The sequence below is a fragment of the Pseudarthrobacter niigatensis genome (assembly GCF_030812615.1).
Taxonomy (GTDB): Bacteria; Actinomycetota; Actinomycetes; order Actinomycetales; family Micrococcaceae; genus Arthrobacter; species Arthrobacter niigatensis.
Genome location: NZ_JAUSTB010000005.1, coordinates 175,036 through 199,103, shown reverse-complemented (window position 1 = coordinate 199,103; position 24,068 = coordinate 175,036). Strand labels below are relative to the sequence as shown.

Genomic DNA, 24,068 nt, shown 5'->3' with positions numbered 1-24,068 from the left:
GCCGGGGGGAACTGCTTGGGCCCGGTTGCCGGGAGCCTGGATTTCCGGCGCCGGATGGATCAGGACCGCCTGGAACGCTCATGACGCCTCCACCTCATTGTGACTGGTGGGATCAGTGTCCGTCCCGAAGGGCCCTATTGGCTACAGGAGTATCCAAACTGTCACCTGGCAGGCCTGCCCCTCCCGTGAACTGCGGCGACGCACTTCAGCTACGGGGCAGCGTCCCCATGGACCGGAGAGTTGAGCCGTGCGTGGCGCAGGATGGAGACGATCGCAGGGGCCAGCTGGTCCTCCATCTGCCGGTAAACCTCCGGAGCGCGGCGGTAGGGGTCCACGATGTCGTTGTCCGCGGAATCGGCCGGCAGCGAGAGGTGCCGTACTCCGGCGGCCCGCGCCGGCAGCCCCCGCCACAAGGCGGCGTTGGCAGCGAGGCCGCCTTCGACGTCGGAACCGGTGTCCTGCGAAGGTACGACGGCGGCGGGCTGGCTGTCCGCGCCAGCCGTCCGCTGGCGGTCCTCCCGTTGATCGAGGACATCGAGCATTCGCGCGAACTCGCGGATGGTGAACGTCCGCTTGAGCAGGGAAGCGTCAAGCTGGAGGACCTCTCCGCGGTGGCCGGAAGTCATGGTGAGCACCAGGTCCACGCCGCGCAGGATCTTCGGCGTCAGCTGCCGCGCCGCGAACCCTTCCGGGTCCCCGCCGAAGGTCCGTACGATCTCTGCGGAGAGAGGCTGCATCGGCTCGCCCACCAGGGCCCGGGTGCCGGCGCTGGACACCTGGAAGCCGCCCGGCACCGCCTGGTCCAATCCTGCCTGCAGCAGCCGTTCGGCCACCGGCGACCGGCAGATGTTCCCGGTGCAGACGGTCAGGATCCGTACTGGTGTGGAAGTGTCCAAGGAGATGTTCTCTTTTCCCAGCTGGTGCCGGACCCGCTCAGGCCCGTGCCTTTCAACTTAACACGCGGCTGCCCGGCGGCGGCCTCCCGAACCGGGGTGCCGCCGCCGCGCCGCGCGCATTCGCGGGTCCGCCTGCTACAGCGCGGCCAGCAGCTGCTTCATCTGGGTGATTTCCGCCTGCTGGGCAGCCACGATGTCATGGCCCAGCTTGACCGCGTCCGGGAATTTGCCGGCGCTGATTTCCTGCTGGGACATGTCGATGGCGCCCTCGTGATGGCCGATCATCTGCTGGAGGAACAGCCGGGCAGCCTCGGTACCCCAAGCGGACTTGAGCTTGTTGATCCCGTCGTCGTCCACCATGCCTGCCATGCCGTGCCCGGAATGGTCACTCATCATGGTTGGCAAATTCCAGCCGGTGAGCCACCCGGTCATCTGCTTGATCTCCGGTGCCTGGGCCGCCTTGATCTTGGTGGCAAGCGCGATGACGTCGGCCGGCATGCCTGCCTTGGCCAGGATGATGTCGCTCATTTCCACGGCCTGGGAGTGGTGAGGAATCATCATCTGGGCAAACATGATGTCCGCCTGGTTGTGGTCGGCGCCGGCGTTGGGCGTGCTGCCGGCGCCCGGCATGGTGCTGGACATGGCGCCGGAGCTGCCGTGGTCCATGGGCATGCTGCTACCCGCACCGGCGTTGGCGGCACACCCGGCGAGGCCGAGCGAGGCGGCCAGGGCGGCAGCGATGGATAGGGTCTTGAAAGTGGTGTTCATGGTTGTCCTTCAGGGAGTACTGGAACTGGGCCGCGGTGTGTGGCGCAGTCCGGTTTACGTCCGGCTGATGGACAGCTCGCAGGGTGTGGGGCCCGCTGGCAGGTAGCCGTAGGTGGGTCCGGGACCGCCCCCGGCCGGCTGCAGCGGCAGGACGGCCAGGGTTGCCTGCGGCGGGGAAATGGTAAGGGGACCGCTGGGAGCGGAGGGGACGCAGGGCGCCCCCGATTCCTTCACCCCCGGGCAGGAGCCGCCGCAGGCGGCCGAGGCCAGGTCAGGTGTGTCCACGGCAGCTGCGGCCGGCGCGTGGGCAGGCTGCGGATCAGCGCCGGGCGAAGCATCTGCGTGGGGCACTTTGCCATGCGAAGCAGCGCTGTGCGAAGCAATGGTGTGCGACGCACCGCGCTGGGACATGGCCCCGTGCGAAGCGTGCCCGGAGGTCAGCACATGCATGCCCAGCAGTCCCGCGATGACGGCCAGGGCAGCGGCGAACAGCCATGCCCTGCGAAGGGGGGCCGGCACGGCGCGGGTGGTCATGGCGGTCCCTCCTTCCGTTCGGTGTGCAGTGATCAACGTACCTCTGACGGGTTCAGTTTCAGGCGCCGGAGGAGCTGGGCGTTCAGTGCCACCACCACGGTGGACGCGGACATCAGCACGGCACCCGCCGCGGGGGAGAGGACCACCCCGGCGAAGGCCAGGACGCCGGCGGCCAGCGGCACGGACAGGATGTTGTAGCCGGTGGCCCACACCAGGTTCTGCCACATTTTCCGGTAGCTGGCGCGGGACAGGTCCACCATGGACAGGACTGCCCGGGGATCGTTCCCGGCCAGCACCACGCCGGCGGACTCCACGGCGACGTCGGTTCCCGCGCCGATGGCGATGCCCACCTCGGCCCGTGCCAGGGCAGGGGAGTCGTTGACGCCGTCGCCTACCATGGCCACCTTCATCCCGCGGCCCTGCAGCTCGGCGACTTTCTTGTCCTTGTCTGCCGGCAAGACCTCGGCGAAGACCTCGTCGATGCCCAGGTCGGCCGCCACCGCCTGCGCCACCTGGTGGGCGTCGCCGGTAACCATGGCCACCTTGACGCCACGCCGCTGCAGGGCCTGCACGGCCTGCCGCGACTCCGGCCGCACGGCATCCTCCATGCTGACGGCACCCAGGACCCTGCCGTCGTCGACCACGTGCAGCACGGCGGCGCCCCGGTCCATCCACGTGCGCGTACTGGCCGCCAAAGAGTCAGGCTCGACGACGCCGAGTTCGCGCAGCAGCGCCGGCCCGCCCACGTGCACCGTACGTCCGTCCACGCCGGCCCTTACGCCGCGGCCCGTCAGTGCGGTGAAGCCGGTGGCAGCCGGGAGCGTCAGGTTCCGTTCCCTGGCGGCCCGCACGATGGCGCGCGCCACCGGATGTTCGCTGTCTGACTCCACCGATGCGGCCAGTGCCAGCACTGCGTCGGGATCCGCGCCGTCCGCAACGGCAACGTCATTCAGTTCCGGTTCGCCGGTGGTCAGGGTGCCGGTTTTGTCGAACAGGACAACGTCGATGGTGCGCATGCGCTCCAGTGCCATCCGGTTCTTGATCAGTACACCGGCGCGGGCGGCCTGTTCGGTGGAGATGGCAATCACCAGCGGGATGGCCAGCCCCAAGGCGTGCGGGCAGGCGATGACCAATACGGTGACGGTTCGCGTCACAGCGTCCGGGACGCTGCCGAGCAATGTCCACGCGATGAAGGTCAGGAGGCCGGCGCCGGCGGCGAAGTAGAAGAGGAACGCCGCGGCGCGGTCCGCCAGGGCCTGCGCGCGGGATGATGAGGCCTGCGCTTCCTCCACCAGCCGCTGGATCCCGGCCAGCGCGGTCTGGTCCCCAACGGCCGTGACCCGCACCCGGACGCTGCTGTCGGTGGCCACGGTTCCGGCTACCACCGCGTCCCCGGCGCCGCGGGCAACGGTCCTGGACTCCCCGGTGATCATGGACTCGTCGAACTCGGCCTGCCCGTCCACCACGCTGCCGTCAGCCGGCATGCGGGCGCCGGGCCGGACCAGGACCAAGTCCCCGGGGCTTAGCTCAGACACCGGGACAGTCTCGGTGCCGGCGTCCGTAATGCGTTCGGCCTCGTCCGGCAGCAGGGCCGCCAAGGCATCCAGCGCGCCCTGCGCGGACCCGAGGGCGCGCATCTCGATCCAGTGGCCCAGCAGCATGATGGCCACCAGTAACGCCAGCTCCCACCAGAAGTCGAGGTCGAACCCGCCGATCCCCAGGCTGGTGACCCAGGACGCGGCGAAGGCTACGGAAATGGCCATGCCAATCAGCAGCATCATCCCCGGCGAACGGTCTTTGAGCTCCTGCAGGCCGCCCTTGAGGAACGGCTGGCCACCATAGAGGAAGATGACCGTCCCCAGCACCGGCGGGATCCAGGCGGCGCCCGGGAATTCCGGCGGCATGTAGCCCAGGAGATGGCCCATCATGGGGCTGAAATAGACCACGGGGACGGCGAGGGCCAGGGTCAGCCAGAACCTGTTCTTGAACATGGCGGTGCTGTGCCCGGCGTGCTGGCCGTGGGTGTGGACGGTGTGGTCGTCGTCGCCGTGGGCAGCTTGGCCATTATGGTGTGCGTGCCCTGCGCCGTGTGCCGGTGCCTGGGTAAGCGTCCCGCTGGGTGGCTGGTGGTGCTCCGGGGAACTGCCTTGATGGTGCATGTGGTGATTGTCCTGCATTCTTCCTCCTGGGAGGCAGTCGCCGCCCGGACCTGGTCCGGGGCTGCGGAATCTTGGGCGTGCCTGTGATGCTGCGCGGCTCAGAAGTCGCGCTGCGGTGCCGCATCGGCGTCGGACCGTACGACGGCGGCGGGAGAGGCGTGCGCGGAAGGTTCAGGGAGGGCGGCGCCCGGCCGGGCGGCCTGGGCAGGGCCGCAGCAGCTGCAGGCGGCGGAAGCGAGGGGGAGTTGGGGGCGGTTCCCGGTGTTCATGTCAGTTCCAATCCGTTGAGGGAATCAAGGGGTGCTGGGGTTGAACGGCTGTGAAGGCCGGTGGGCACCAGCCGGGACATACCACTTCACTGACAACACCGCCACCATACCCCATGGGGGTATGGTGGTCAAGTGTGCTAGGGCATTTTCCGGAGGACGTCCATAGGGCCTCCCGCACTACCTTCCCTCCGCCGGGGCGGCCATACTGGAAAGAGCGAGGACAGAACCGGCCCGCTGGGGGCCGGCGCACGCCGGGAGGTGGACCTGTGACGGAGCTCAGCGGCCTGTACACATACTCGAGTGCCCTCGGGGACAGCGAAAGCGATGCTGGAACCTTCAGGGTGGACATCGAGCCGGCAGGTCCAACCTTCCACTGGTCCGACGGTACCTACCGGCTGCACGGATACCGCCGCGGCGAAGTTGTCCCCACCATGGAGCTGGTCTTCGCCCACAAGCATCCCGATGACCGCGACCGGTGCGAGGAGATCGTGGCGCAGGTCTGCAACACCGGCGGCTTCTTCTGCCTGTACCACCGGCTGGTCGATGCCCAGGGCAGGACCCGGCGGGTGCTGACAGCAGGCGAGGCTATCCTCGGCCCGGACGGTGCAGTCACGGCACTCGAGGGCGTGATGGTGGATCTGAGCCGGACGCTGCAGCGTGAAACCGAACAAACCGCCCGCGAGGCCGTGGCCGGCGCTACGGCAACCCGCACCGTAATTGACCAGGCGCGGGGGATCCTCATGGGCCAGCTCAAGATTGGCTCTGATGACGCCTTCCAACTGCTGGTGACCACCAGCAGCCACCGGAACGTCAAACTCGTGGCGGTGGCTGCGGAGCTGGTGCAGCTGGCCAATTCACCGGAAGCACGGACATATCTGGACCGGGCCGTGCGGGCCATCGACCTGCATGGCCGTCCGGACTCCGCCGGGGGCCGCCGCGCGGGCTGAAGCCTGTTGCCCGTAGGATTGGAGCAGGTGCGCCGGGAAGTCTGGTCGGCATGGATTTGTCGAACCCGGATTTAAGGACGCCCCATGAACTCCACGCCGCCCACCCCGCGCCGGAACACCTTTCCCGGTTCCACCGTCTTTTCCCGCGGCAGTTACTCCGAGGCGCTGCGGATCGGCGAGATCCTCCGCAAGGAGACCGTGGGCGGGGCCCTCCTGGTCGCAGCCGCCGTCATCGCGCTGATCTGGGCCAACTCGCCGGCGTCGGAGAGCTACTTTGCCCTCCGCGACTTCAAGGTGGGCTACGAACCGTGGCACCTTGACCTCAGCCTGGGGGCCTGGGCGGCGGACGGCCTGCTGGCCATCTTCTTCTTCCTGGTGGGCCTGGAACTCAAGCGGGAATTCGTGGCCGGTGACCTGCGCCAGCTCAACAAGTCGATCGTGCCCGTGGCGGCCGCCGTGGGAGGGGTGGCTGTCCCGGCGGTGATTTACGCCGTCGTCAATTTTTCCAGCCCTGGCACGCTCCGCGGCTGGGCGATCCCCACAGCCACGGACATTGCGTTCGCCGTTGCCGTGCTGGCGATCATCGGCTCACACCTGCCCAGCGCCCTGCGGATCTTCCTGCTCACGCTGGCCGTGGTGGACGACCTGATCGCCATCACCATCATCGCGTTCTTCTACTCCAGCGACATCCAGGTGGCCCCGCTGCTGCTGGCGCTCATCCCGCTGGCCATCTACGCCTTCCTCGCGCAGGCATACCGTCGTTTCTTCGGCCGCCATGCGGCCGCCGCCTGGCTGATCCTGCTGCCACTGGGTGCCGCCACCTGGGCCCTGGTGCACGCGTCCGGCATCCACGCCACCGTGGCCGGCGTTCTCCTGGGCTTCGCGATCCCCGTAATCCGCTCGCAGGCGTCCGGCGGGCCCGACGCCGGCCCAGGGCTCGCGGAAATCTTCGAGCACCGGTTCCGGCCCATTTCCGCCGGCGTAGCCGTCCCCATTTTTGCGTTCTTTTCCGCGGGCGTGGCCGTTGGCGGCTGGGCTGGCCTGGGGTCAGCCCTGGCAGACCCCGTGGCCCTGGGCATCATCCTGGGCCTGGTCCTGGGCAAGCCGATCGGCATCCTGGCCACCACGTGGATCCTGACCAAGGCCACCCGGGCAAGCCTGGACAGCTCGTTCAAGTGGATCGATGTGTTCGGTGTGGCCCTGCTGGCGGGGATCGGTTTCACCGTCTCGCTGCTGGTGGCAGAGCTGAGCTTTGGGCACGGCAGCCTGCACGATGACCACGCCAAGGTGGGAATCCTGGCTGCATCACTGATCGCCGCGCTGCTGGCCACCGCCGTGCTGCGCACCCGCAACCGCCAGTACCGGCTGGCCGAAGAGCTCGAAAAAGTCGACTCTGACAACGACGGCGTCCCGGACGTCTACCAGCAGCGCACTTAGGCCGCGGGTCCTGGGGCCGTCCGGCCGGAAGGGCCGGACCCCCGGCTCAGGCCCTCGCGAGCGGCTTCGCCTGGGTCGGTGGAACGGCCGGTGCCGGTTCAACGTGGCGGATCTCCAGGGCCTCGGGGTCCAGCAGCTTGCGCGCGCCGGTCCGGGCGTCCAGGATCCAGAAGAGTTCGAGGGCAGGGACGACGTCGGTCACCCGGCCTTTGTGGAAAAGCCTGCCCCGGTGCCACGCCTCGATCTGGTCGCCGATGCGGAGCTGGGCGGTGCCTATACCTTGTGCCTCCATTGGGCTGCCTCCTGCTGTTGAATCCCCGTAAGCTCAGCTTGCCGTGGACAGGTTGCCGGAGTGTTTCGGCCCGGTGTTTTTTCTGTGTCTTGTGTGGCTGGAGGGACTATTCCTTCATCGGGAATGCCACGGCCTCGCCCACGACCCGCAGGCATAGCTCCATTCCGGGACGGGCAATCGAGGCGTTCCAGTGCCGGATGGTGATCACTTCGCCGCCGCCCGGGTAGCGGTGGTCGGCGTGCTCCGCCACTTCCTTGGGCACATTGAGCTTCAGCCGCACGGTGGTTTCGGGGCCAAAGTAGTCGGTGTCCACCACCACGCCGCGGATGGGACCGTCCTCGGCAATGCGGATCTGTTCCGGCCGCAGCATCAGCTGCACGCGGCCCTGAGCCGGAGGCCTGCGCACCGGAATCCCGCCCAGTGAGCAAGTGGCCAGGGTCCCCTCCAGCCAGGCGTCCAGGATGACCGCGTCGCCCAGGAACTCGGCGGTGGCCCGGTCCGCGGGCCGGGTGTACACCACGAAGGGGTTGCCGATCTGTGCAAGCTTGCCGCCGCGCATCACGGCCACCTGGTCCGCGAAGGACAGTGCCTCGGCCTGGTCATGGGTGACCAGGATGGTGGTGACGCCGGCCTCGGCCAGGACCTTGGCCACGGCGCGGCGCGTGGCCACGCGCAGGCCGGCGTCCAAGGCTGAGAACGGCTCGTCCAGGAGCATCAGCTCAGGTTCGCGTGCAAGGGCCCGGGCCAGGGCAACGCGCTGCTGCTGTCCACCGGAAAGCTGGTGTGGCCGGCGCTTGGCCATGGAGGGGTCCAGGGACACCATTTCCAGCAGCTCCGCCACGCGGGCGTTCACGGCGCGGCGTCCGCCCTCGAGCCTGGCCGGATTCAGGCCGAAGGCAATGTTCTGTCCAACGTTCAGGTGCGGGAAGAGGGCACCATCCTGCGCCACATACCCGATCTGCCGCTTATGCGCCGGAAGCCATGCGCCGTCGCCGGCCACGGTGGTGCCGTTAAGCGAGATGGTGCCGGTGTCCGGGTGCTCGAACCCGGCGATCAGGCGCAGGAGGGTGGTCTTGCCCGAACCGGATGGACCCACGATCGCGGTGGTCCCGCCCTTGGCCACAGACAGGTTGACGCCCTTGAGGACCGCCTGGGATCCGAAGTTCTTGGTGACGTCCGTGATCTGCAGGTGGCTGTTGGTGGTGGCTGCCACCGAAGGTGCCACCCGCGGCTCGGGCAGCCTGCGGGTTGATGGTGCTGTCACTGTCCGGCTACTTTCTTGGACTGTTGGAAGAGGAGATAGGTCATGGGCGCGGAAAGCAGGATCATCAGCAGGGCATAGGGCGCCGCGCCGGCGTAATCGATCTCGCTGCTCTTGCTCCAGAACTCGGTGGCCAGTGTCTTGGTGCCGTTCGGGGAGAGGAGCAAGGTGGCCGTGAGTTCGTTGGCAATGGCCAGGAACACCAGGGCCGCGCCGCCGGCCGCGGCCGGGGCCGTGAGCCGCAGGGTGACGCGGATGAAAGCAAGCAGCGGGGGCTTGCCCAGCGCCTGGGCTGCCTCATCGAGTTCCTTGGGGGCCTGCGCCAGTCCGGCCCGAAGGTTCACCAGGGCACGTGGGAGGAACAGGAGCACGTAGGCTGCCACCAGCACGCCGGCCGTTTGGTAGATCCCGGGCACAAGGCGGATGCTGACGGTGACGAAGGCCAGGGCCACCACGATGCCGGGCATGGAGCTGGTGACGTAGTTGGACAGTTCCAGTGACTTGCTGAACCAGCCGGGCTTCCGGACCGCCAGGTATGCCATGGGGAACGCGACCACGATGGTGGCCGCGGCACCGGCGAGCCCGTACCCGAAGGTGGCAAAAAGCGCGGGAAGGAACTCTTCGGCGGTCCACACCTCGGCGCCGCCGGCCACAATCCACTTGAGCACGTAATACAGGGGGAGGCCGAACGCCAGCGCCGTCAGCGCCAGCAGGAAGACCTGGCCCGGGACCTGGTAGGCGTGCAACGGGAGACGCAGCGCCTTGGCCTGCACTCCGGAGCCGATCCTGGCGTACCGGGCGGTGCCGCGGCTGCGGACCTCCGCCAGCAGCAGGAGCAGGCAGAAGAACACCAGGACGCTTGCCAGCATGTTCCCGGCGGCCCCGTTGAACGTGGACCGGTACTGGGTCATGATCGCGGTGGTGAAGGTGTCAAAGCGGATCATGGCGAATGCGCCGTATTCGGCGAGCAGGTGCAGTGCCACCAGCAGCGCGCCGCCCGTCAGGGCGATCCGCAGCTGGGGGAGCACCACCCGGAAAAAGGCCCGCCAGGCGCCCAGCCCCAGCGCGGCCGCCGACTGTTCAATGGCCGGGTCCAGCCGGCTGAGGGTGGCGGCCGCAGGGATGTAGACCAGCGGGAAGTAGGACAGGGTGGAGATCAGGATCCCCGAGCCCAGGCCGCCCAGCGACGGGATGGCCGATACCCACGCGTAGCTGTTCACGAACGCCGGGACGGCCAGCGGCGCGGCCAGCAGGACCGCCCAGATCCGGCGGCCGCGGAGGTTGGTCCGTTCCACCAGCCACGCCCCCGCCACGCCAAGCAGCAGGCACAGCGGGATGGTGGCGGCCATGAGGAGCAGCGTGTTCATGAGCAGTTCGCCCACGCGGGGCCGCAGGATGAGGCCGACGGCGGTATCCCACCCGGTTGCCACCGTCATGTAGACCACGTACCCCAGCGGGACGAGGGAGAAGAGGGCGATCAGCACCGCCAGGACAGATACCGCGGAAACGCCCAAAGGCGGGCGGGGGCTGCTGCCCCTGCCCGCCGTCGTCGTGCCCGCCCTTGGCGGAGCCGATAGATCGGAGGTCACGGAATTAGAGTAGTCCGGCCTGCGTCATCAGATCGCTGACCTTCTGCGAGTTGAGCTTTGCGGCGTCAACCTTGGGAGCCTGCAGGTCCTTGATGGGAACCAGCTTGTCGTTGGCGGGAACGTCGGAGCCGATGGCGTACTCGAAGGACGTACCGTTCTTCAGGACTTCCTGCCCCTTCTTGCCCGTGATGAACTTCAGGAATGCCTGCGCAGCTGCAGCATTCTTGGAGGACTTGAGCACGCCGCCGCCGGAGACGGACAGGAACGCACCCGGGTCCTGGTTCTTGAAGTAGTACGGCGTGACGTTGTTGGAGTTCTCGCCGGTCTTGGCCTGGTCGCCGTAGTAGTAGTAGTGGTAGATGAGGGCCGCATCCACTTCACCGGCGTTGACAGCCTTCATGGCCGTGCTGTTGCCCTTGTAGGCCTTGGAGTTGTCCTTCATGGCCTTCAGCCAGTCCTCCGTAGCGGAGTCGCCCTTGAGTTCCAGCAGGGCCGAGACGATCGCCTGGAAGTCGGCGCCGGTGGGCGAGGCAGCCCAGCGGCCCTTCCACTCCGGCTTGGCCAGGTCCAGCATGGACTTGGGCAGCTGGTCCTCGGTGAGCTTGGTCTTGTTGTACACCAGCACGGTGGAGCGGGCCGCAATGCCCGTCCACTTCCCGGTGGACGGAGAGAACTCGGCGGGGACCTGGTCCAGGGTGTCCTTGTTGACGTCCGCGAACAGGCCGGCGTTCTCAACCTGCGTCATGGCGGGGGAGTTCTCGGTCAGGAACACGTCAGCGGGGGAGGCCTGGCCTTCCTGGATGATCTGGTTGGACATTTCCGTGTCATCGCCCTGGCGGAGGGTCACCTTGATGCCGGTTTCCGCAGTGAAGGCGTCAACCCATTCCTGGGTGAGGCTTTCGTGCTGGGCGTTGTAGACGGTGATTTCGCCGGAGGCTGGGCCGCCGGAGGCGGAGGAGCCGTTGCCTGCGGGGGTGCCGCCGCCGCAGGCGGTCAGGCCGAGAGCTGCGGTGGCGGCGAGTGCGATGCCTGCCAGCGCGCTGTTGCGGATCTTCATTGAGGCTGCTTTCGGTGGGGAAAAAAGTCTGCTTGAACCGGGGTCCTATTGCGCAACACTAATGTTGCCTATGTCTGAAAACTGTAGGGTAGGCAAACCTAAGCTCCAAGCCGAAAACCGCTTTAAGTGACGAGGTTCACATCAATTACGAAACTATGGCGTGACGTAATTACCGGGACGCGGGTGTGTACCTCGAAAAGTGCGGGGTGCGCCGGGAACCAGGCTGGGTTACTTGTCCGGGTTGGGATCGCGGACGTCCTGCTCCCCGATATCCGCGGCCCCCAGGACGCTTTCCGCCGGCGCGTCCTCCGAAGGATGGAGCCGGATACTCAGCTCGGGATGGTGCAGGTCAAGGGCGGGACGCTCGGACCGGATGCGCGGCAGCGAAGTGAAGTTGTGCCGCGGGGGCGGGCAGGAGGTGGCCCATTCCAGCGAAGCCCCGAAGCCCCAGGGATCGTCAACGGTGACCTTCTTCGCGGAACGCGACGTGATGTAGACGTTCCAGAAGAACGGGATCAGGGATGCGCCCAGCAGGTAGGACCCGACGGTGGAGAACTGGTTCATGAAGGTGAAGTTGTCCTCCGGCATGTAGTCCGCATACCGGCGCGGCATGCCCAGGACGCCCAGCCAGTGCTGGATCAGGAACGTGGCATGGAAGCCCACGAACAGCATCCAGAAGTGGATCTTGCCGAGCCGCTCGTTGAGCATCTTGCCGGTGAATTTGGGCCACCAGAAATAGAAGCCGGCGAACATGGCAAACACCACGGTGCCGAAGACCACGTAGTGGAAGTGCGCCACCACGAAGTAGGTGTCCGAGACGTGGAAGTCCATGGGCGGTGAAGCCAGGATGATGCCGGTGAGGCCGCCAAACAGGAACGTGGCAAGGAAGCCGAGGCTCCACAGCATGGGGGTTTCGAAGGTCAGCGATCCGCCCCACATGGTGCCGATCCAGTTGAAGAACTTCACGCCGGTGGGCACCGCGATGAGCATGGTCATGAAGGCGAAGAACGGCAGGAAAATCGCCCCGGTGACGTACATGTGGTGGGCCCACACGGTGACCGAGAGGGCTGCGATGGCAATGGTGGCGTACACGATGCCCTTGTAGCCGAACAGGGGTTTGCGGCTGAACACCGGGAAGATCTCCGAGACGATGCCGAAGAACGGCAGCGCGATGATGTACACCTCGGGGTGGCCGAAGAACCAGAACAGGTGCTGCCACAGGATGGCGCCGCCGTTGGCGGGATCGAAAATGTGGGCACCGAACTTCCGGTCCGCGCCCAGGGCGAACAGCGCCGCAGCCAGCGGCGGGAACGCCATGAGCACCAGGATGCCCGTCACCAGCGTGTTCCACGTGAAGATGGGCATCCGCCACATGGTGAGCCCGGGAGCGCGCATGCAGATGATGGTGGTAATGAAGTTGACCGAGCCCAGGATGGTGCCGAAGCCGGACAGCGCCAGGCCAAAGACCCAGAGGTCACCGCCGATGCCCGGCGTAAATGTGGTGTTGGACAGGGGCGCGTAAGCGAACCAGCCAAAGGATGCCGCGCCCTGCGGGGTGATGAAGCCGGACACGGCGATGGTGGAGCCGAACAGGAAGAACCAGAAGGCCAGCGCGTTCAGGCGCGGGAACGCCACGTCAGGTGCGCCGATCTGCAGCGGCATGATCACGTTGGCGAACCCCGCGAACAGCGGGGTGGCGAACATCAGCAGCATGATGGTGCCGTGCATGGTGAACAGCTGGTTGTACTGTTCCTTGGTCTGCAGGATCTGCATGCCGGGCTCGAAGAGTTCGGCGCGGATCAGCAGCGCCATCACCCCGCCTGCGCAGAAGAACACGAAGGACGCGATCAGGTACATGTACCCGATGGTCTTGTGGTCCGTGGAGGTGATCCAGTTGACGACGATGCGCCCCTTGGACTTGGGGACCACGGGTGCCGGCAGGACTCCGGCGCCCGGAGCGCCGCCCATTCGTTGGCCTGTGGTGGTCATATCCATGCCCTCACTACTCTGTCGCTTCCGCTGGCTGCGGCGCAGGGGCCGATTGCGGGACCCTGTCATAGTCGGCGCCCAGGTTGCCGGTGTTGCCCTTCGCCTTCAGGTCGGCGATGTGGCTGTCGTACTCCTGCTCGGTCACCACCCTGACTTTGAAAAGCATCTCGGAGTGGTACTCGCCGCAGAGCTCGGCGCACTTGCCCATGTACTCGCCGGTGCGGTTGGGGGTGATGCTGATGTACGGGTTGTACTGTTCGTGGCCCGGGTAGAGGTCGCGCTTTTGCAGGAAGTCCACCACCCAGAACGAATGCTGGACGTCGCGGGACTGGAGGTGCAGTTCCACTGTCTTCCCCACGGGGAGGTAGAGCGTGGGCAGCCTGTCCGGTGCGCCGTAGGACCCGTTAAGGTGGGCCTGCTGTCCGGCGTCCTCGTGGACCTGCTCCTTGACGTAGTTGAAGTCCCAGGACCACTGCTTGCCGAAGACATCGATCACCACGTCCGGGTTGGGGTAGCGCGCATCGATGGCACGCTGTTCCCGGTCCGTAAAGACGAACAGGACGCCGATGACAATCAGCGGAATGGCCAGGTAGAAGACTTCGAGGGGGAGGTTGTAGCTCAGCTGCGGCGGGAACCCCACGGTGTTCTTCCGGCGCCGGTACGCCACGATCACCCAGATCATCAGCCCCCAAGTGATGACGCCAACCACCAGCGCGGCGATCCAGGAGTTGACCCACAGGTCCGTGATCAGCTGGGTGTTGTTGGTGGTGTCACGGGCTCCGGGGAGGAAACCGCGGGAGACTTCCGCGGAGCAGGAAGCCAGCGCCGGCAGGGCCAGAATCCCTGCGGCCAGCGCTGCGAAGTGCCGCATACTGTGGTTTCGGAACGGTTTCTTTCCCACCTGTGGTCCCTCCGGCATGCTCCAGAAGCCCGACTGTATGAGCCCGCCGCCGGCCCCGGGACCGGCAGTTGTGAGCCCCACCCTACGCGCGGAGCATGGCGATGTGAAGGGGTTTTCGGGCGCCCGGAAAGGATGTCCCGGTCCCCGAAAAGGGCCGGTTCGCCGCGCTGGCTCCGCTAGCGGGTCGCGGCCCAGACTGACGCTGCTCCCGAATGGCCGGTGACGATGCTCTGGTACACCAGGAACAGGCCCGCCAGGACGCCCAGGACGGACGTGGCAGGAAGGACCCAGCGGGATTCGAGGAGTGTGGCCAGGCCGCGGAAGGCGGGCAGGCGGCCAAGGAGCGAGGGGAATGCGGCGGCGATCTGCACTGCTGCCACCACCAGGAACAGCGCCGCAACATAGCGGAGGAAGCTTCCCTGGTGGGCGTGGTCCTGGATGAGTTGTGACGCCGGCCGGGCCTTCTCCAGCTGCTCCCCGGCCTGCGCGGTAACCACCGTCAATGGAACCATCAGCAGCGCCAGGATGCCCAGCGGCCATGCCAGGTAGCGCCTGCTGCGACGAAGGAGCGCGAACACCACCGCCAGGACCCCGGCCAGCGGGGCCAGGACCACCACGCCGTGAATCAGCAGGATGTGGGCGGGAAGGCCGGCAATTTCGAGCACGTGGACGCTCCTGGGCGGTAGGTGGCGGGCTGGTCGGGAGGCTGCTATGCGATGCCGGTGGTGCCCAGCAGGCTTCCCACCGCGAACGTGAAGGCCATGGCCAACGCGCCGCCCACCACCAGCCGGATGGTTGCCTTGCGCTTGGAGCTTCCGCCGATTTTGGCGCTGATGGTGCCGGTCAGGGCCAGCGCCAGGATGACGGCAACGAAGGTTACCGGGATGCGGGCCGCTTCCGGCGGGAAGATGATGGCCAGCATGGGCAGGATGGCGCCGACGGTGAAGGCGATGGCGGAAGCGAACGCGGCGTGCCAGGGGCTGACCACTTCTTCCTCGTCGATGTTCAGTTCGGCGGAAAGGTGCGCCTTCAGTGCGTCCTTGGCGGTCAGTTCCTCGGCGACGGTCCGGGCGGTGGCTTCGCTGAGTCCCTTGGCCTGGTAGATATGGGCCAGTTCGTCCAGTTCGCCCTCGGGATCGTCCCGGAGCTCCTGGCGTTCCTTTTCGATCAGCGCGCGCTGGCTGTCACTTTGGCTGCTCACGGAGACGTATTCGCCCAGTGCCATGGATACCGCTCCACCTACTACGGCGGCGGTACCTGCCACCAGGATGGGCGCGAGGTCGTTGGTCACTCCCGCGACGCCCACCACGGTAGCCGCGACGGAGACGATGCCGTCGTTGGCACCAAGAACGCCGGCGCGCAGCCAGTTCAGGCGCGCGGCCACGCTGCTGTCATGGGGTTCGTTGTGGCTGAGCTTGAGGGTTTCGGACATGTTGGCAGTAAAGCACCATGCGCGCCAGGGCGCCATGAAGGTTTGCATCCCCTAACCCTGCGGGCCCCAGGCGGGGCAGCTCTTCCCACCTATTGATAAGGGTGCTTATCATAATGTTCCCTTCCAACGGCGCCTGGAGACAGGGTGCTGATGGGTGCACCCACTGCTGGAAGGATCTTGCAACGGCGCAGGGGACAGGGGACGACGGCGATGGACACCTATGGCAATGAGGGCACCGGCGGGGCGGGTGCAGGCAGCCGGACGTTCGGCATCGAGGAGGAGCTGCTCCTGGTGGACCCCGGAACAGGGGAAGCCGTACCCCTGGCAGGTGCCCTCCTGGACCTCTACGTCCGCCCGCTGGAGGCGGCGTCCGGACCCGTCCTGACAGCGGAGTTCCAGCAGGAAATGATCGAGGTGGTCAGCCCCCCGCATGCCACCCTGGCACGGCTCGAGCAGGACGTCGTGGGCGGCCGGGCCATCGCCCGCCAGGCGGCGGAGGACGTGGGCGTCAGGGTGGCGGCACTGGGAACCTCGCCGCTGCCTGCCGATCCCCATCCCGTCCAGCTCCGGCGGTTCCGCGCGATGATGGAGGAGTACGGGCTGACCGCCAGGGAACAGCTCACCTGCGGCTGCCACATCCACGTCTCGGTCGAGTCCCAGGAGGAGGCCGTGGCCGTGCTGGACCGCATGCGCAACTGGCTGCCGGTGCTTGTCGCGCTGAGCGCCAATTCGCCGTTCTGGCACGGCGAGGACACCGGCTACGCCAGCTACCGCTCGCAGGTGTGGAACCGCTGGCCGTCCGCCGGGCCGCTGGAACTCCTGGGCTCCCCGGACGCCTACCACCAGCTGGTGCATGACATGGTGAGCACCGGCGTCGCCATGGACGAGGGCATGGTGTACTTCGACGCCCGCTTGTCCAGGCACTACCCCACAGTGGAAATCCGCGTGGCCGACGTCTGCCTTCGCCCGGAGAACACCGTGCTGCTGGCGGGAATTGCCCGCGGACTGGTGGAAACCGCCGCCAGGGAATGGCGGGAAGGGATCGAACCTGTGGCTGTCCCGTCGGCGCTGCTCAGGCTGGCCGGCTGGAAGGCAAGCCGGTGGGGCCTCCGGGGTGAGCTGCTCGATCCCCTAACGCACCGCCCGGCGCCCGCGCTCGCCGTCGTGAACTCGCTGCTGCACCATGTCCGCGGGGCGCTGGAGGACATGGGCGACCTGCACCCGGTGGAGGACCTGTTGGACGGGCTGCTGGCGGACGGTACCGGTGCGGTGCGGCAGATGGAGGTGCTGCACCGTACCGGTGACCTGGAGCGGGTGGTGGAGGATGCGGCGGACTGCACGGTTGCCACGCCGTAGCCCCCTCCCGGCGTAAACGCACCCGCGGACGGCGCAGGAGCGCTCTTGACCCCTTCCAGGCCTGGGCGTATACCGAAAGCATCATCATGCTGGCCCCCGCTGGGCCTTGGATGGAGCCGGCTGCCCCTGGTCTCCGACGCAAAAATGGAGTTGTAATGGGTAGCGATCGTTTCGACGTGCTCCGCGAACAGGTCCGCGGGCAGGTCATGCAGGAAGGCGACGCCGAGTACGAGGCCGCGCGCCTTGTGTACAACGGGATGATCGACCGTCGTCCCGCAGCCGTCCTTCGGGTGTCGCAGGTGGCGGATGTTCTGGCGGCCGTCCGGTTCGCCCGTGGAATGGGGATCGAGGTTGCCCTGCGCGGTGGCGGGCACAGCGCACCAGGATTCGGAACGGTCGACGGCGGCCTGGTCCTTGACTTCTCGGCCCGCCGGGGCGTGCGCGTGGACCCTGCGGCACGGCTGGCCCGGGTGGAGCCCGGGGCAACGTGGGCCGACTTCAACCACGCCACCCATGCGTTCGGGCTGGCAAGCACAGGCGGCATCATCGGCTCAACCGGCGTCGCCGGCCTCACCCTCGGTGGCGGTATCGGGTACTTGTCCCGCAAGTATGGGTTGTCCTGCGACAACCTCGTTTCTGCCGATGTTGTTCTCGCTGACGGAACCTTTGTCATTGCCAGTGAAGCGGAAAACGGCGACCTGTTCTGGGCGCTCCGCGGCGGCAGCGGCAACTTCGGTGTGGTCACGTCGATGGAATTCCGCCTGCACCCCGTGGACATGGTCCATGTGGGGATCATGTTCTTCGATGCCGCGATGGGAGCTGAGGTGGGGGCGGCCTACCGCGAGTGGATTGCTGCCGAACCAGAAGAAATGGGCGCCTTCCTGGGCTTCCACCAGGGTCCTCCGGTTCCGTTCCTTCCCGAGGAATGGCATGGGAAGCCCGTGGCGGTGATCGCGGGAATGTGGACCGGTGACCTTGACGCCGGCCCCGCTCATTGGCAGGCAATGCTCGACGCCGGGCAGGTACTGGGAAGCTTCTTTGCGCCGATGCCGTACCCGGCACTGAACATCATGTTCGACGGCCTCAGCGGCGTCCCCGGTCTGCAGGGCTATTGGAAGGCAGATTTCCTCCGCACCCTCAGCGATGACGCACTCCGCACCGCCGTCGCCTACGCACCGGGCATTCCCAGCGTCCACTCCGCCAACCACTTCTATCCGATCGACGGGGCGGTCCAGCGGGTGGCGCCTGGGGCGACCGCCTTCGCCTACCGTGACGTGGACTTTGCGCCTGTTATCGCGGCCCAGTGGCCCGATCCCTCCGAGAATGACAGGAACATCGCCTGGGTCCGGGAGTACTGGACCGCGCTCCACGAATTCTCGGAGCCCGGCGGCTACCTTAACTTCCAGGACTCGGATGACCAGGCCAGGATCGAGGACACTCTCGGGTCGAACTACGCGCGGCTTGCCGAACTCAAGGCCAAGTACGACCCCGACAACTTCTTCCACGTCAACCAGAACATAAAGCCCGCCCCCGCCGGCACCGCAGCCGCTGCGATTCCGGCAGAGCGTCCGGCCGTACTCCAGGCTGAAGCAGCGCCGAAGGAAACGAGCCAACCTGGCAATGCGCCGCGTTCGGCAAACCCTGCAGAAGGGGCTGCCACATAACCTCGCCGCCCCGGGCGGAGGGCCCGGCGTCAGTAGGTTGTCGCGTCGGAGATAAGGTGGGGCGGCCGGGGTGCCTGGTTGAAGTCGAAGTCGTTGGCCAGGTCACCCAGCTGGGGGTTGTTCTCCCGGACGCCGGGACGGTTGTCCGGCCGGCCGTCGGTGGCGGGGTCGATCCGCTCGCCGCCCAGGAAATCGTCCTCGATGAATTTGAAGTAGGCGTCCTGGCTGAGGACCTGGTGGTCGATGTACCCCTTCTTGGCGTAGGGGCTGATGACCAGGGCGGGGACGCGCATGCCGTAGCCGTTGTTGTCCACCGCCGGCGGGGCTTCGTGGTCATAGAAACCGCCCCAGTCGTCCCAGTTGAGGAAAATGGCGGTGCTGTCCCAGTCCGGGCCGCTCATGATGGCGTTGACCAGCCCTGCAACATACTGCTGGCCGGTGCTGATCTTCGCCGGGGGATGTTCGCTGACATCGTCGGTGGGTGCCACCCACGTGACCGCGGGAAGGTTGCCCGTCCTTGCGTCGTCGTACAAGCCGCTGAGCGGCTTGATGTTGCCTTGCTCCCCGTCTTGTTTGACGGTGTCGAAATAGGGCAGCGGGTTCCACCGTCCAGGTGTCTCTGCGTCCTGTTTCACGGGGGCGCAGGTGGCGGCGTCGTTGCGGCAGTCCGGCTCGGTGCCGCTGAAGACGTAATAGGCCCAGGAGACAGCATGCTTGTGCAGGAGGTAGGTCAGGTCCGTCCAGGCATAGTCCGGGCGCCCGATGGTCAGTGCTGCTGAAGCGAGTTTCGCCTTGAGCGCATCCGGGATGTCCGCTGCCTGAATGGCGGCTTTGCAGGCGCTGAGGGTATCGGTGCGTTTGCAGCTGGCAGCCGCAATCTGCTGGGTCTGGCCGGCCAGGGCCGGACTGAGGCCAGCGGCCTGCAGGGCAGCCTGGCACGGTTGCAGATCCGTGGCCGACTGGCAGGTGCCGATCAGGCTTTTATCGAAGTCCTTCTTTTCAGGCTCGGTATCGAGGTTTTGCAGGGAGCTGACGCACGACGACGGGTCCCCGGCCTTGGTGCACTTGGCGGACCATTCCGAAACCATGTAGAGGTGGGCCTGCAGGCTGCCGGCCGCCGCGGAAGAAAACATGTGGTCCTGCAGGACGAAGTTGTCAGCGTAGTCCCAGTAGGTGGGAAGCTGCTTTCGGTCGTGGTAGCCCATGACATCGGTGGCCTTCGGCCTGTACTTGCAGTCAGTGGCCGTGGGCTCGCAGTGGGCGAGGTCTTTTTCCGCCTGCGCCACGAAGCCGTCCATGGCCCCGCCGTTGATGTCGGCGGTGGCGTCGTCCGGGCTGTGGGGGCCGCCGGCGTTGACGTCGGCGGTGCTGTAGAACGGCGCCACGCAGCCGCCCTTGGCCGGATCGGGAATGCATGCGGTGGGTTTTCCGTCCTGCATGGGAATCCCGTCGGCGCCCGGATACGTGCCGAAGTAGCTGTCGAATGACCTGTTTTCCTGGGTGATGATCACCACGTGCTTGATTTTGGATAGTCCAGTATCAGGCCCGGACGGCGCTCCGGACCTGATGGCAGGGGGGACGGCGAGGGCGAGGATCACCAGCACCAGGGCCGCCGCGCCCGCCAGGACTGCCCGACGCCGTCCTGCCCGTTGAAGCTTCGCCCGGGAGAGCTTCACCTAGGATGCCTGCCTCAGGACGTCGCTGTTGAAGGTCTTTACGCCGGGGTCACCGGCCATTCCCAGCCGGGGCAGGTGGAAGAGGTCCTCGATGGAGGCCAGCAGGCTGTAGTGGTTGTACGGCTGGTCCGAGGACGCGCCCGCCGTGCTGAACGGGGAGAGGACCAACGCTCCCACCCTTCCGCCGGCAGCACCGCCGGCAGGGCTGCCGGCGTCTCCGGAGGAGGGGCCCACCGAGCTGACCTCGGCCTCGTCGAAGGTGATCACCAGCATGCCGTCCTGTTGGTAGGCCGGGGAGGAGAGGATGGCCGGGACCTGGTCCTTGAGCCAGTTGTCCACCGTCCCCATGCCGCCCCCGGTGCCGTCGGCGCAGGATTCGTCATGCCCGTCGTGGCACAGGTTGGGCGTGATGTAGGCAAGGTTCGGCGTGGTGTCCACGTTTTTCAGGTCGTCCGCGAGCGCGGAGTAGTTGACCACGTTGTTGGCGCAGTCCGGGGACGAGAGGATGGAATGGAAGTAGACGAACGGATTGTGGTGGGTGGAGTACATCTCCTCCCGGGTGGCCCTGATGTGGTTATCGGCATCCCCGATGTTGGGGTGTTCACACGGTTGTTGCATGTCCTCCATGTAGCCCTTCCACGTTTTGCCTTGCGCGGTCAGCTGCCCGGCCAAAGTTTGGGTGTCCTTAGGATAGACGCAACCGTTGCCCTGCAGCGTGCCGTCCGGCCCATTGCCGGTGGCATGGAACTCGGTGTAGGTCCGGCAGTCCTGCTTGGTGGTGTCGTTGGGTGGCTGTCCGGAGATTTGGGCCAGGTAGTTGGGCAGCGAGTTATGGGATATCCCGTAATAGTTGGTCAGCAGCACGCCCTGGCTCCGGAGCGTTTCCGCAAGGTACGGTGCGGGAGAGTTGCCACCCCAGACAGTGTCGTAGTTCTTGTTTTCGAGGTTGATGACAAATACGTGCCCGGGGGTTCCCTGGGCTGGAGGACCCCCGGGATTCGTGACGGGGGAGGGCGCCGGGCTTGCCGGGGCCGCCGTCTTTGTTGGACTTTGGGCCGGCGCCGCTTTGGGGCTGCCCGTCGGGGCAGGTGCGGGGCCGGCGGGCTGGCACCCAACCAGGACTGATGCCAACAGTGCCGGGGCCAGGAGCAGGACCGCGGCCCGCCACCCCCGCGGCCTTTTTTGCGGAGCTGAACCTGGTTCCATGCCTGGCCTCCTTGGGCTGTCTAGGGTGACCTGCCGGCCGGGATGTTGGACAGCCCGGCCGGCAGGTATTTGCTCCCCAGCGATGCCGACACTCTCGCACACCGAAACCGCGTTTCATCCGGGCACAACCTGTGAGTTGTCAGGGAATCCTGTGCCGGCGCTCCGCTATGCCTGCCCGGGACTCAGCCGGTCTTTCGGCGGTATACCATCGCTGCGGCCGCGCTGGCTGCGAAGAGTATCCCGGCAAGCCAGGCCAGGGCGGTCCAGATGCCGCTGCCCACCGCTTCCTGGGCAAACAGGGCACGGATGGTGTCCACGATGGAGGTCACCGGCTGGTTCTCCGCGAACCAGGCCACCGGGCCCGGCATCGACCCGGTGGGAACGAACGCCGAACTGATGAACGGCAGGAAGATCAACGGGTAGCTGAAGCCGCTGGCGCCGTCCACCGTCTTTGCGAGCAGCCCCGCAATCACGGCGATCCAGGTCAGTGCCAGGGTGAACAGCGCAAGGATTCCGACGACGGCCAGCCAGGCGCCCACGGACGCTCCAGTGCGGAAGCCCATCAGCAGGGCGACGCCCACCACGATCGACAGTGCGCCGAAGTTGGCGGCCAGCGACGTGAGTACGTGCGCCCACAACACGCTGGACCGGGCCACCGGCATTGACCTGAACCGCTCAAAGATGCCGCCCTGGAGGTCCAGGAACAGCCGGTACGCGGTGTAGGCCACGCCGGACGAAATGGTGATGAGCAGGATGCCGGGCAGCAGGTAATTGACGTAAGGCCCGCCGGTGCCGGTGTTGATGGCGCCGCCAAAGACGTAGACGAACAGCAGCATCATGGCCACCGGTGTGACAGCCGTGGTGATGATGGTGTCAGGGCTGCGAAGGATATGGCGGAGTGAGCGCCCGGTCAGGATGCGGGTGTCGCTGAAGGCATGGGAATGCATCACAATTCATCTCCTACAAGTGCCAGGAAGACGTCTTCCAGCGAGGGCTGCTTCTCGACATATTCCACCGTGGCGGCCGGCAGGAGCCGCTTGAGCTCGGCCAGGGTCCCGTTCTGGATGATGGTGCCATGGTGCAGGATGGCGATCCGGTCGGCGAGGTGTTCGGCCTCGTCGAGGTACTGGGTGGTGAGCAACACCGTGGTGCCTTGGCCGGCGAGTTGCCGGATGGTGTCCCAGACCTCGAGCCGTGCCTGCGGGTCAAGGCCGGTAGTGGGTTCATCGAGGAAGATGACTGGAGGGTTTCCGATCAGGCTCATGGCGATGTCCAGCCGGCGCCGCATGCCTCCTGAGTAGGTGGAGGCCCTCCTGCCGGCGGCCTCAGCCAGCGAGAACCTGCTGAGGAGCCGGTCCGCGATGGCGCCGGCATCCGGCAGGTGCCGGAGCCTGGCCACCAGGACCAGGTTCTCCCGGCCTGTCAGGACTTCGTCCACCGCGGCGAACTGGCCCGTGAGGCTGATGGAGCCGCGCACCTCCGCCGGCTCTGCGCCGACGTCGTACCCGCCTACGGAGGCGGTGCCTGCATCCGCCCTCAACAGCGTTGAGAGGATCCGGATGAGGGTGGTTTTGCCGGCGCCGTTGGAGCCGAGGAGCGCAAAGATGCTGCCCCGCGCGACGTCAAAATCCACGCCCCGCAGCACGTGCACGTCCTTGAACGACTTCTCGATGCCCTGCACCCGGACGGCGGGTTGCAGGGCCTGGTCAGTGGCCATGGCTGGTCCTTTCGACGTTTGGCGGGATCAGGCGTCGCCTGCGGCGGCCTGGTTGATGGAGTCAGTCAGGCGCTGCCGCTCCTTCTGGATCCACTGGCCGCCGGAATAGTTGCGGATGAAAGTTTCGGCGAATTCCACGGGGTCGTCCCCCACGACGTCGCGGACGGGGGTGCTGTTGGCGGCGGCCTGTTCGATCAGGTCAGCAAGGTCCTCCAGCATCTGCATGAGGACATCGCCCTTGACGATTGCGCCTGCATACATGAAGTAGCGTTCGAGGGCGTCGATGGCAGTGCGGTAGCTGCCGGGCAGTTGCTCCTTGCGCGCTTTGTATTGGCGCCAGCGCTTCTTGTCCTCGAGCGGGCCGGTGACTTTTTCGAGCCATCCCTGGGCCATGGTCATTCTCCTTGTTCCTTTGGTTGGTTGTTGTTGTGGTGGAGGTGTTCGATCCGTTCGGCAAGGAAGCTCCAGGTGCTCCAGAATTCGTCCAGGTTGGTGCTGCCTGCCGCATTGAGGGTGTACACCTTGCGGGGCGGCCCTTTTTCGGAGGGGACCTTTTCCACGTCCACCAGGCCGCGCTGCTCGATCCGGACCAGCAGCGCGTACACCGTGCCCTCGGCGATGTCGGAAAAGCCCTGTTCCCGCAGCCGCGCCGTGATGTCATACCCGTACGCGGGCTGCAGGGCGAGGAGGGCAAGGACCACGCCTTCCAGCGTGCCCTTGAGCATCTCGGTCATCTGTTTGCCCATGAGGTGTTCCTTAGTACCTAGTAACGCTGACTACTAGTAAATAGTAACACTGAGTACCGGGAGCGCAAGGGCCGGGTAGGTCTTTCTGCCCTACAAGCCGGACAGCGGCAGGCGTTGACTTAACCCACGGGATGCTGGGGACCGCGGGCCGGAAACGCACAACGCGTCCCGC

At 66.5% G+C, this 24,068-nt stretch carries 23 protein-coding genes; 4 read left to right on the top strand and 19 right to left on the bottom strand.

Going from position 1 to position 24,068, the window contains the following annotated elements:
• Positions 1–209 precede the first annotated feature (209 nt).
• The 5 genes from J2T23_RS09815 to J2T23_RS09795 form a co-directional block, all read right to left on the bottom strand.
• Entirely contained in the window at positions 210–896 is a 687-nt protein-coding gene (locus J2T23_RS09815; RefSeq protein WP_307359502.1) for an arsenate reductase/protein-tyrosine-phosphatase family protein, read from the bottom strand.
• A 135-nt stretch (positions 897–1,031) separates the two neighbouring features.
• Entirely contained in the window at positions 1,032–1,664 is a 633-nt protein-coding gene (locus tag J2T23_RS09810; protein ID WP_307359500.1) for a DUF305 domain-containing protein, read from the bottom strand.
• A gap of 54 nt (positions 1,665–1,718) precedes the next feature.
• A complete protein-coding gene (locus J2T23_RS09805; RefSeq protein WP_307359496.1) occupies positions 1,719–2,198 on the bottom strand; it encodes a hypothetical protein in 480 nt (159 codons plus the stop codon).
• Between the two features lie 32 nt (positions 2,199–2,230).
• On the bottom strand, positions 2,231–4,375 hold the full coding sequence (locus J2T23_RS09800; protein ID WP_307359493.1) for a heavy metal translocating P-type ATPase: 2,145 nt from the start codon (positions 4,373–4,375) through the stop codon (positions 2,231–2,233).
• 80 nt (positions 4,376–4,455) lie between these two features.
• A complete protein-coding gene (locus J2T23_RS09795) occupies positions 4,456–4,626 on the bottom strand; it encodes a hypothetical protein (protein ID WP_168225730.1) in 171 nt (56 codons plus the stop codon).
• A gap of 266 nt (positions 4,627–4,892) precedes the next feature.
• Between J2T23_RS09795 and J2T23_RS09790 the strand changes: the two genes are divergently transcribed.
• Together J2T23_RS09790 and nhaA are read left to right on the top strand one after the other, a co-directional pair.
• Positions 4,893–5,573 (top strand): PAS and ANTAR domain-containing protein, encoded by a 681-nt coding sequence (locus tag J2T23_RS09790; RefSeq protein ID WP_307359490.1) that lies wholly within the window; start codon positions 4,893–4,895, stop codon positions 5,571–5,573.
• 84 nt (positions 5,574–5,657) lie between these two features.
• Positions 5,658–7,010 carry a Na+/H+ antiporter NhaA gene (gene nhaA, locus J2T23_RS09785; protein WP_141159490.1) on the top strand — a complete coding sequence of 451 codons (1,353 nt, stop codon included), beginning with the start codon at positions 5,658–5,660 and terminating at the stop codon, positions 7,008–7,010.
• Between the two features lie 46 nt (positions 7,011–7,056).
• Here the strand turns inward: nhaA and J2T23_RS09780 are convergent, their stop codons facing one another.
• The 8 genes from J2T23_RS09780 to J2T23_RS09745 all read right to left on the bottom strand — a co-directional run bounded on the left by J2T23_RS09780 (position 7,057) and on the right by J2T23_RS09745 (position 15,531).
• Complete coding sequence (locus J2T23_RS09780) at positions 7,057–7,302, bottom strand: hypothetical protein (RefSeq protein WP_141159491.1); 246 nt, start codon at positions 7,300–7,302, stop codon at positions 7,057–7,059.
• Between the two features lie 106 nt (positions 7,303–7,408).
• Positions 7,409–8,566, bottom strand: coding sequence for an ABC transporter ATP-binding protein (locus J2T23_RS09775; RefSeq protein WP_307359486.1), 1,158 nt, complete (start codon positions 8,564–8,566; stop codon positions 7,409–7,411).
• Positions 8,563–10,152, bottom strand: coding sequence for an ABC transporter permease (locus tag J2T23_RS09770; RefSeq protein WP_307359484.1), 1,590 nt, complete (start codon positions 10,150–10,152; stop codon positions 8,563–8,565). Before J2T23_RS09770 ends, J2T23_RS09775 begins: the two co-directional genes overlap by 4 nt.
• A 4-nt stretch (positions 10,153–10,156) precedes the next feature.
• Complete coding sequence (locus J2T23_RS09765) at positions 10,157–11,209, bottom strand: iron ABC transporter substrate-binding protein (protein ID WP_141182349.1); 1,053 nt, start codon at positions 11,207–11,209, stop codon at positions 10,157–10,159.
• Positions 11,210–11,437: 228 nt separating this feature from the next.
• Positions 11,438–13,198: an aa3-type cytochrome oxidase subunit I gene (gene ctaD / locus J2T23_RS09760; RefSeq protein WP_307359482.1), complete on the bottom strand. Its 1,761-nt coding sequence runs from the start codon at positions 13,196–13,198 to the stop codon at positions 11,438–11,440.
• A gap of 13 nt (positions 13,199–13,211) precedes the next feature.
• Entirely contained in the window at positions 13,212–14,069 is an 858-nt protein-coding gene (gene ctaC, locus J2T23_RS09755; RefSeq protein ID WP_307359479.1) for an aa3-type cytochrome oxidase subunit II, read from the bottom strand.
• Positions 14,070–14,275: 206 nt separating this feature from the next.
• Complete coding sequence (locus J2T23_RS09750) at positions 14,276–14,764, bottom strand: hypothetical protein (RefSeq protein WP_307359476.1); 489 nt, start codon at positions 14,762–14,764, stop codon at positions 14,276–14,278.
• 44 nt (positions 14,765–14,808) lie between these two features.
• Positions 14,809–15,531, bottom strand: coding sequence for a VIT1/CCC1 transporter family protein (locus J2T23_RS09745; RefSeq protein ID WP_141159495.1), 723 nt, complete (start codon positions 15,529–15,531; stop codon positions 14,809–14,811).
• A 177-nt stretch (positions 15,532–15,708) separates the two neighbouring features.
• On the opposite strand from J2T23_RS09745, the gene J2T23_RS09740 reads away from it, so the two are divergent.
• Together J2T23_RS09740 and J2T23_RS09735 are read left to right on the top strand one after the other, a co-directional pair.
• Positions 15,709–16,887 (top strand): carboxylate-amine ligase, encoded by a 1,179-nt coding sequence (locus tag J2T23_RS09740; protein WP_307359474.1) that lies wholly within the window; start codon positions 15,709–15,711, stop codon positions 16,885–16,887.
• Positions 16,888–17,042: 155 nt separating this feature from the next.
• Positions 17,043–18,551 carry an FAD-binding oxidoreductase gene (locus J2T23_RS09735; RefSeq protein WP_307359471.1) on the top strand — a complete coding sequence of 503 codons (1,509 nt, stop codon included), beginning with the start codon at positions 17,043–17,045 and terminating at the stop codon, positions 18,549–18,551.
• A gap of 29 nt (positions 18,552–18,580) precedes the next feature.
• Here J2T23_RS09735 and J2T23_RS09730 read toward each other — a convergent pair whose 3' ends face one another.
• The 6 genes from J2T23_RS09730 to J2T23_RS09705 form a co-directional block, all read right to left on the bottom strand.
• On the bottom strand, positions 18,581–20,227 hold the full coding sequence (locus J2T23_RS09730) for an alkaline phosphatase family protein (protein ID WP_307359469.1): 1,647 nt from the start codon (positions 20,225–20,227) through the stop codon (positions 18,581–18,583).
• Positions 20,228–21,433 carry an alkaline phosphatase family protein gene (locus J2T23_RS09725; RefSeq protein WP_307359466.1) on the bottom strand — a complete coding sequence of 402 codons (1,206 nt, stop codon included), beginning with the start codon at positions 21,431–21,433 and terminating at the stop codon, positions 20,228–20,230.
• Positions 21,434–21,615: 182 nt separating this feature from the next.
• Positions 21,616–22,380 (bottom strand): ABC transporter permease, encoded by a 765-nt coding sequence (locus J2T23_RS09720; protein ID WP_307359464.1) that lies wholly within the window; start codon positions 22,378–22,380, stop codon positions 21,616–21,618.
• Positions 22,380–23,150: an ABC transporter ATP-binding protein gene (locus J2T23_RS09715; protein ID WP_307359462.1), complete on the bottom strand. Its 771-nt coding sequence runs from the start codon at positions 23,148–23,150 to the stop codon at positions 22,380–22,382. The genes J2T23_RS09720 and J2T23_RS09715 overlap by 1 nt, the downstream gene beginning before the upstream one ends.
• Positions 23,151–23,177: 27 nt before the next feature.
• Complete coding sequence (locus J2T23_RS09710) at positions 23,178–23,543, bottom strand: DUF1048 domain-containing protein (RefSeq protein ID WP_307359460.1); 366 nt, start codon at positions 23,541–23,543, stop codon at positions 23,178–23,180.
• A 2-nt stretch (positions 23,544–23,545) separates the two neighbouring features.
• Positions 23,546–23,896, bottom strand: coding sequence for a PadR family transcriptional regulator (locus J2T23_RS09705; protein ID WP_307359458.1), 351 nt, complete (start codon positions 23,894–23,896; stop codon positions 23,546–23,548).
• Positions 23,897–24,068: the final 172 nt, after the last annotated feature.